Origin of the sequence: Actinacidiphila polyblastidii (assembly GCF_036353415.1) — a bacterium.
Classification (GTDB): Bacteria; Actinomycetota; Actinomycetes; order Streptomycetales; family Streptomycetaceae; genus Actinacidiphila; species Actinacidiphila polyblastidii.
Map to the genome: position 1 here is coordinate 1 of NZ_JAZEWV010000063.1, position 8598 is coordinate 8598.

6 protein-coding genes are annotated in these 8598 nt (G+C 68.7%); 3 read left to right on the top strand and 3 right to left on the bottom strand.

Annotation, left to right across the window (positions count from 1 at the left end; all coding sequences use genetic code 11):
• From V2S66_RS34055 to aspT (V2S66_RS34065), 3 genes are all read right to left on the bottom strand, one after another.
• The coding region (locus V2S66_RS34055; protein WP_330800934.1) for a bifunctional aspartate transaminase/aspartate 4-decarboxylase at window positions 1-1656 on the bottom strand (1656 nt) is incomplete at its 3' end.
• A 32-nt stretch (window positions 1657-1688) separates the two neighbouring features.
• Window positions 1689-3392 (bottom strand): aspartate-alanine antiporter, encoded by a 1704-nt coding sequence (aspT, locus tag V2S66_RS34060; RefSeq protein ID WP_330800936.1) that lies wholly within the window; start codon window positions 3390-3392, stop codon window positions 1689-1691.
• Between the two features lie 37 nt (window positions 3393-3429).
• Window positions 3430-5106 (bottom strand): aspartate-alanine antiporter, encoded by a 1677-nt coding sequence (aspT, locus tag V2S66_RS34065; RefSeq protein WP_330800937.1) that lies wholly within the window; start codon window positions 5104-5106, stop codon window positions 3430-3432.
• A gap of 832 nt (window positions 5107-5938) precedes the next feature.
• On the opposite strand from aspT (V2S66_RS34065), the gene V2S66_RS34070 reads away from it, so the two are divergent.
• The 3 genes from V2S66_RS34070 (at window position 5939) to V2S66_RS34080 (ending at window position 7973) form a co-directional block, all read left to right on the top strand.
• Window positions 5939-6154: a hypothetical protein gene (locus V2S66_RS34070; protein WP_330800939.1), complete on the top strand. Its 216-nt coding sequence runs from the start codon at window positions 5939-5941 to the stop codon at window positions 6152-6154.
• A 298-nt stretch (window positions 6155-6452) separates the two neighbouring features.
• Window positions 6453-6884: a transposase gene (locus V2S66_RS34075; protein ID WP_330800941.1), complete on the top strand. Its 432-nt coding sequence runs from the start codon at window positions 6453-6455 to the stop codon at window positions 6882-6884.
• A gap of 189 nt (window positions 6885-7073) precedes the next feature.
• A complete protein-coding gene (locus V2S66_RS34080; protein ID WP_330800943.1) occupies window positions 7074-7973 on the top strand; it encodes an oxidoreductase in 900 nt (299 codons plus the stop codon).
• The last annotated feature ends 625 nt before the right edge of the window (window positions 7974-8598 follow it).

The window sequence follows — 8598 nt, forward strand, 5'->3', positions numbered from 1 at the left end:
ATTGCTCTGCTGCTCTTGCCATTCGGTGTGGTACGCGTCGAAGACCGCTCGGAGGTGGTGGCCGATTTTGAGGTAGTCGAGGTCGTCGAGGTTGGCCAGTGACACGCGTACTGACCATTGGGGGCCGTCGAAGCCGCCGCCGTTGAGCAGCACCACGGAGGTCTGCTCGGCAAGTCGGAACAGCGGGTCGACCGGCTCATAGGTGGCTTCCAGGAAGTTTGCGAAGGCTCTGCCGTGGGTCCGTTCGGCTTCGGCGAGCAGGTCGAGTTCGATGTAGTAGCCCGCGCGTGCCGGATCGTCGGCGATCTTCATCCGGGCGCCTTCGAGGAGCAGCTCCAGTCGCTGCCGGACGACGGCCCGGATGCGGTGCTTGTACGCCTGGCCCTCCTCCAGCATGTCGAAGAGCGAGAAGAGCGTCATCATCGCCTGTTGCGGGAGCGACAGGCCCGCGGTGTGGTTGAGCGCAACTTGGCGGGAGTCGGCGACCAGCCGGTCGATGAAGCGGATCTTCTCCGGGTGCAGGCTGAGCGTCCCGTAGCGCTTGGCGAGCCGGTCCTTGTCGGCCTGCGGGAGGGCGGCGAGTCGTTCGTCGATGACGTTGTCGTCGTGCAGCGCGATGACGCCGAGCCGCCAGCCGGTGCAGCCGTAGTGCTTGGAGTAGGAGTAGACGAGCAGGGTGTTGCGGGGCAGTTCGGCGGCCAGTGAGCGGAAGCCCTCGACGAAGGTGCCGTAGACGTCGTCGGTGACGATCACCAGTCCGGGGTTGGTGGTGGCGACGATCTCCCGGATCTGGTGGGTGACCCGCTCGCTGAGTGCCAGCGACGGCGGGTTGCTCGGGTTGACCAGGCAGACCAGTTTGATTTCGGGGTCGGCGAGCTTGGCGACCTCCTCGGTCGGGTAGCGCCACTCGCGGACTCCGGTGTCGGCGAAGAGGTCGGCTTGGACGAGGACGACGTCGAACTCGTAGGTGTCCAGCTCCGGGATCTCGATGTAGGGGGTGAACACCGGCACCATCAGGGCGATCTTGTCGCCCTTGTGCAGCAGGTCGTTCTTCATCAGCGAGTCGAAGATGTAGCACATGGCCGCCGTGCCGCCCTCGGTGGCGAACAGGCTGAGCTCGCCCGCACCCTGCGGCGGGCGGCCCGCGAACATCTCGTCGCTCAGGTAGCCGCGGACGATCTGCTGCGCGTGCGGCAGCATTCGGTCGGGGACGGGGTAGTTGTCGCCGATGCTGGCGTCGGTCAGCTCGTGGACGAACTCGTCGCGGTCGAAGCCGAAGCGCTGGAGGGCGTGCTCCACGCAGGCGGTGAGCATTTCGATGCCGGCCAGGTCCGGGTGCTGCCGTACGAAGGCGTCGAAGCGGGCGCCGATGCCCTGCCTGTCCGGCATCCCGCCGAGGTTGTCGGCGGTCCAGACCCGGCGGGACTCCGACAGGGCGAAGTACCCCAGAGCGTAGTACGCCTCGCGGGGGCCGGTGGCGATCCAGTTGGGGTTGCCGCGGCCCGCGTTGAGCATGGCGCGGGCGGTGGTCTCCTTCTGGCCCGGCTGGTCCTCCTGTACGGCCTGTGCAATCTCGATGAACTTGTCCTTCAGTTCGAAGGGGCTCAGCTGGGCGAAGGACTGGATCTCGGCGCGGGTGAGGCGGGCCTTGGTCACGGCGGTGCTCCTTGTAGGGAGTTCTACGGGATTCAGTGGTGCAGGAGGACGATGACGGCGCCCCAGACGGTCAGCAGGACGTTGCCGATCGCGTAGGGGATCGTGTAGCCGAGGGTCGGGATCTGCGAGCGCGACGCCTCGTTGACCGCGCCGATCGCCGCGGTGGTGGTCTGGCCGCCGGCCAGGACGCCCATCAGGATCGGGAAGCGGATCTTCTGGATGTGGTGGCCCACGAGGAAGCCGACGAGCAGCGGGATCAGGGTGGCGATCGCCCCGAAGAGCAGCAGCCCCCAGCCCGCGGTCGACAGGCCGCTGGTGAAGGACGGCCCGGCGTTGAGGCCGACCACGGCCACGAACAGGCACAGGCCCAGGGTGTCCATGAACCACTGGGCCCCCGGCGGCACGTTGCCGTACGTCGGGTACCGGCCGCGGATCCAGCCGAAGACCAGGCCCATGATGAGAGCGCCGCCGGAGACGGACAGCGAGATCGGCACCCCGCTGACGGTCAGGGCGGGGATGCCGATGCACCCGCCGAGGAAGATGCCCAGGCCCACCCAGATCATGTCGGTGGCGTAACTGGTCGGCACCGGCTTGCCGATCTTCCGGCCCGCCGGGCCGACCAGCCGCTCAGGACCGGTCAGCACCACGGTGTCGCCGCGTTCGAGCAGGGTGCCCAGTCGGTACGGGTACTCGGCGCCGGACCGGAACAGCTGCTTGATGAAGACGCCGGTCATGAAGGGCTCCTTGCGCATGTCGCCGACGGTCCGGCCGATCTGGCCCTTCTCGGAGACCACCACGTGCAGCGTCTCGGTGCGGTAGCCGAGCAGTTCGGTGTCGTCGGTCTCGGGGCCGATGTGCGTGCGGGGGTCGAAGTCGACCAGCGAGCCGCGCAGCGCGCTGACCGCGACGACGTCGCCCTCGCGCAGGACGGTCCGCTGGTCGTGGTCGAGCAGCGTGCCGCCCCGCCGGACCCTGGTGAGGTAGACCCGGCGGCCGACCGCCTCCTGCTGGTGCTCGAAGTCCTCGATGGTGCGGCCGACGATGTCGGGGCGCGCGATCGTGTAGGCGCGCAGCACCACCTCGTAGTAGCCGTCGGCCAGGTCCGGGTCGTCGCCGGGCGAGTCGAGTTCCAGGGCCAGCTGCGCGCTCTCGGCGGCCAGGTCGCGGCCGTAGAGCCGGGGCAGCACGTTGGCGAGCAGCAGCGCGCACAAGATGGTGCCGAGCGGGTACGTCACCGCATAGCCGATGGCGACGAGGTTGGACTCGCTCTTGATCTGCGCGGACGACAGGCCGGGGAGGTTGGAGATGGCGTCGCCGGCGACGCCGATGACGGCCGACTGGGTGAGCGCGCCGCCGAGCAGCCCCGCGCTGAGGCCCGGGCCGTAGCCGAGCAGCGAGGCGAAGGCCCAGCAGACCAGCAGGCCGGTCACGCAGACCACCACCGCGTTGAGCACCTGCGGCAGGCCGTCCTTGCGCAGGCCACGGAAGAACTGCGGGCCGACCCGGTAGCCGAGGGCGAACAGGAACATGATGAAGAACAGGTCCTTCACGGTCCCGTCGATCTGTACCTTGAACTGCGCGCCCAGCACCAGGCCGGCCACCAGACAGCCGGTGACCGCGCCCAGCGCGATGGCCCGATAGCGAATCCGGCCGATGAGGAAGCCGATCGCCACGGTGATGAACACCAGCAGCTCGGGGTGAGGTGTGAAGATGTTGCGGTTGAGGAAGGCGATCATGCCGCACGGTCTCTCTGGGTGCGCCGGGCCGTAAGGATCAGGAGCCGAGGATGCCTACGAGGACCGGTCCGGTGAGCGGGAGCAGGAAGTTCGACAGCGCGTAAGTGACGGTGTAGCCGAGCAGCGGTACGGAGCTCTGCGCGACCTGGGTGATCGAGGTGATCGCCGGGGTGGAGCACTGCTGCCCGGCGATGGCGCCGATCAGCACCGGCTTGTCGATCTTCAGGATCTTCAGGCCGACGAGAAGCGAGAAGGCGGCGGGGATGAGCACCATGCCGATGCCCGCCAGCGGCAGCAGCGCGCCGTACTGGCGCAGCAGCGGTCCTGCCTGGGGCCCGGACGCCAGGCCGGTGCAGGCGATGAAGACCGCCAGGCCCAGGTCCTTGATGGTGGCGGCGGCCTGCGGCGGGAAGGCGCCGAAGGTCTGGCGGCGGGAGCGGAACCAGCCGAAGACCAGGCCGGAGACCAGGCAGCCGCCGCCGGTGCCCAGAGACAGCGGGATGTCACCGATGTGGACGACGACCTGGCCGAGCAGGGCACCCGCCGCGATGCCGAAGCCGAGGTAGACGAAGTCGGTGGTGTCGTTCTTGACCACCGCTCCGATCTTGGCCGCGACCTTGCCGAGCCCGGCGCGCGACCCGACCAGGGTCAGTACGTCGCCCTGACGCAGTTCCGTCTCCGGCGAGGCCGGCATCCGCTGCTCGCCCCGGAGCACGTCCGTCACGTAGACGCCCGCGTCGGCGAACTCCGGGTGCCGCTTCTGGAGGTCGTCGATGCTCCCGCCGTCCGCTGCCTCCTCGGTGAGCGCGACCTGACTGCTGGCCAGCGGTGCGTCGAGGCCGGGAATCGCCGGGGTCTCCGGGCCGATCTCGCGGCCCGCCTCGATGGTGTTGGCCCGGCGGCCCACAACCATCACCAGGTCGGACAACAGCAGTTCGACGTCCGGCGCCGGATGGACGGTGGCGCTGCCGCGTCGGATGCCCTCCACGGTGACCCGGCCACCCAGTCCGGCCTCCAGGTCGCCGACCGTACGGCCGTCCGCCAACGTCACCAGGAATGTGCGGCCGACCATCGCGGGTAGCGGCTCGCGCTCGTCCGACTCGAGCGAAGGGGTGTCGCCGCGCATCTTCTGCCACAACTCGCGGGAGGCGTCGGCCAGGTTGATCTGCATCAGCAGCGGCAGGATCTGGCTGGTGAACAGCACGATGGTGATCAGGCCGAAGAGATAGCAGACGGTGTACGCCGTCGCCACATGCCCCTGGTACTCCTTGACCTGGTCCGGGGTCAGCCCCGACAGCTTGCCGATCGCCTCGGTGGCCGTGCCGACCACCGCCGACTCGGTGGCCGCGCCCGCCAGGATGCCCGACGCCGTACCGATGTCCAGGTCGAACGCCTTGGCGAGTCCGTACGCGATGCAGATGACCGAGACCATCTCGATCAGGGACAGCACCCCGAAGGTGAGGCCCCTGCGGTTGAAGTTGGCGAAGAACTGCGGGCCCGCCATGTAGCCCAGAGCAAAGATGAACAGCGCGAAGAAGACCGTCTTGACGTCGTCGGCCACGGCGATCTTCTGTGTGCCGAGCAGCAGCGACACGATCAGCGTGCCGCAGATGCCGCCCAGCGTGATCGGCCCGACGCGCAGCTTGCCGACGAGATAGCCGGCGGCCAGGCACAGGAACAGGGCAAGTTCCGGATGGTCACGCAGAACCCCCACGTCACGTCAGCTCAACGCACAAGAGCAAAGCACACATATCAGACATGGGTGACAAGATATCAGCGGGCAGTGACAGCACGCCCTCAGACACCAAGCGATACATCACCTACGGCGGCGCGAGGCCACCGTCGCAACCGTCCACGCTGTCCCGTGCCCGGCCGACGGCAGCCGGCCGAAGACGGCCGGTCGCCGGACCTGCTCACCCGCCGTACCGGTGCCTACCCCAACGCAGGCGCCGGGCGGAACGCACGCACCGGCCGCCCGGCCCGACTGGCGGTCGACAAGGGGGGCGCGCGCCGCCCGGCCAGCCTGGATCTGCGGTCGCCACGTGTGCGACTGGCCGCCGGGCATCTGGAGGTGGGCTACCGGAAACCGCGTGTGACGGCGATCGGGAGGCCTTTTCCGGCGCAGCGGGCCCTGGGGCAGCTCGACACTGACCCCGGGTGCCGCCCGCGGAACCGTCCAGACGGTGATGCCCCGGACGTTGCGGGTGGGGGTTCCGGCGGTGTCTTCGCCAGTCCAGCCTGGGCCGACCCGCCGGGAACAATCCCGAGAGTCATTGGCAGCGAGTGAACTCCCAAGCCCACGAACTCGTTTGAGATGCGGAGCCTGACGTCGAAAGCGCCTCCTTCCGTTCTCAGGACGCTGCATCTGCTCAACCGCGGCCCTTGGACGGCGTGCGAGCGGGCTGAGCTCGTCGTGCGGCGGCTAGGCCATCGCCCACTTGCCGTCGGTTCGTTTCCTGCTGTCGTCGCAGATGCAGCCCGAAGTACCCTTTCCATCCCGCTCTACGCCCGCTCGCCTATCTCCGTCAGCCAGTGAGGTCTACGTCATGTCAGTGCAAGAGATCACAGTCGCCGTTCACGGCGGAGACCCGCTGGCACGGGCCGGGCTTGCGGCTCACTTTGCCTTCGAGCCTGATCTTGCCCTCATTCCGGAGCGGAGCTCTTCGAGCAGTGCGCAGGGCGGCGACGTTGCGGTCGTGATCATCGACTGGATAGACCCGGCTGCGGCGGCCGGGCTAGGTTCTGTTTCTCGGATCGGCTGACGCACCGGCAGGTCATCAACGGGATCATTCACCGGCTGAGCACCGGAGTGCAGTGGCGCGAGCTGCCTGAACGCTTCGGGCCGTGGCAGACGGTTCATAAACGGCACGCGCTATGGTCAGCCGATGGGACCTGGGAGATGCTCCTCCAGCACGTCCAGGCCGCCGCCGATGCGGAGGGCAGCCTTGACTGGAACATCAACGTCGACTCCACCGTTACGCGTGCCCACCAGCACGCCGCGGGTGCGCCCAAGGATCCACCGCCGTCGCCGCCGGGCTCCTCAAAAGGGGTCCCGCGAAGATCGGTTCAGCCTCTGTCGGCGGCGGTGAGCCGGCGCGGCCTGCTGGAGGAGGCGGGGCGGCAGGAGAAGGGCTCGGCCGGTCCCGCGGCGGGCTTACCTGCAAAATCCACGTCGCGGCAGAAGGCCGCTGCCGCCCCTTGGCCCTGCTCATCACGCCGGGACAGCGGGCGGACTGCACCCACTTCGAGCCGGTCATGGACAAGATCCACGTCCCCCGCACGGGGCCCGGTCGTCCCCGCCGCACGCCGGACAGTGTGAGCGCCGACAAAGGCGTACAGCAACCGAGGATCCGCGCCTACCTGCGCAAGCGCGGGATCCGACAGGTGATCCCGCAGAAGAAGGACCATAAAGCCGCCCGACTGCGCCGGGGTTCACGCGGCAGACGACCTCCAGGCTTCGACAAGGCCCGCTACAAAGATCGCAACACGTGACAGGGGAGTTCGGGAGCATGCGTCACCAGTAACAACTCGGAGCGTGTCATCAGGATTCCCGTTCGGGCTGTGACATTCCCCCATCGCTCCGCGCCTTCCCGCCATGCCCCTCACCTGCGCATACTCCAGGGCCGCGCCGCCTCGAACGAGCCAGAGGCGACGGCTCGAACGATGGAGTTGATGGAAGAGATGACGTCGCACTCGGTCTCTGCGGCAGCCTCGGGAACGTGGCTGCTCGGTGACCTCAAGGTCAACCGGATCGGCTTCGGCGCCATGCGCCTGACCGGCAGCGCCGCTTTCCACCAGGGCACCCCCAGCAACCGCGACCAGTCCATCACCGTTCTACGCCGAGCGGTCGAACTCGGTGTCAATCACATCGACACCGCAGCGTTCTACTTCTCCCGGCTGCGCTCCGCCAACGAGCTGATCAACTCGGCGTTGGCGCCGTACTCGGACGACCTTGTTATCGCCACCAAGGTCGGGCCCGCCCGGGACGCCTCTGGCGAGTGGGCCGACGCGGCGCGGCCCGACCAGCTGCGCGGCCAGGTCGAGGAGAACCTCCGCCAGCTCGGCCGCGACTACCTCGACGTGGTCAACCTGCGCATCATGGGCCAGGACGACATCAGCGAGCACTTCGGGGCTCTCGCCAAGTTGCGCGCCGCTGGGCTCGTCCGCCACCTCGGCATCTCCAGCGCCCGCCCGGAGCACCTGGCCCAGGCCCAGGCCATCGCACCAGTGGTCTGTGTCCAGAACCGATACGGCATCGACATGCCCGGCGGCGACGAGATGCTCCGCGCATGCGCAGCGCACGGCATCGCGTTCGTCCCCTTCTTCGCCATCGCCGGGAAAGGCCGCGAGGCCGGAGCCGTCCAGGCCGAGCACGACGAAGTACGCGCCATCGCCGACGCGCACGGCGTCTCACCTGCACAGGTACGCCTGGCATGGATCCTGCAGCAGGGCGCACACGTACTGGCCATCCCCGGCACGGGCAACCCGGCACACCTCGTCGCCAATGTGGCAACGGGCACGCTGCGGCTGACGGACGGAGAACTCCAGCTCCTCGATTCGATCGGCCGCTCCGACCCCTGATGCCGACCGCCTCAACCGTGCAAGCCCCGGAGCCGGCCCGTGATCGGGGAGACAGACCCTAGAAGGAGAGAAGATGACAGCGGCCAACGCGGTGAACGGGGCGTGTAGCCGGCCTCGGTTCCACCAGCCAGGCCCGCAGCCATCGGCTCCGGCGTCGCCTTCAGCCCCGCGGCCACGGAGTGCGGCGGGGCGTGGGCCCGCGCTGATGGGCGTGCTCTCGCCGCCGCCCCCATCGACCGGCTTGCGCACAGCCACTCCCCGGCTCTCGCGGGACTGCTCCGCACAGTCACCCCGCCGTGACCCCGTCGGGCCTTTCACCGCGACGCGGCCCTGCTAACGGCCGGGACCGGACTTGCCCGCGACCTCTAAGCCAACGCCTGAGCCGTCGTGCGCCGACGCACCCAGCCCTCCAGCACCGCCCGCTGGGCATCGGTCACCAACAACGGTGGAACCTTCGGACCCGGACGACTCATACCCAACAAACGACGAATCTCGGACGGATCTCCTGCGGCAAAGGCGCGAGGGGACCGGGGGTCTGCGATTGGGCCGCGGCCCGGCTGCCCACCCTCACCGGGCCCGACGAGCCCCGATGCGTCCAATCGAGACGACTGGTGAGAACGCGGGG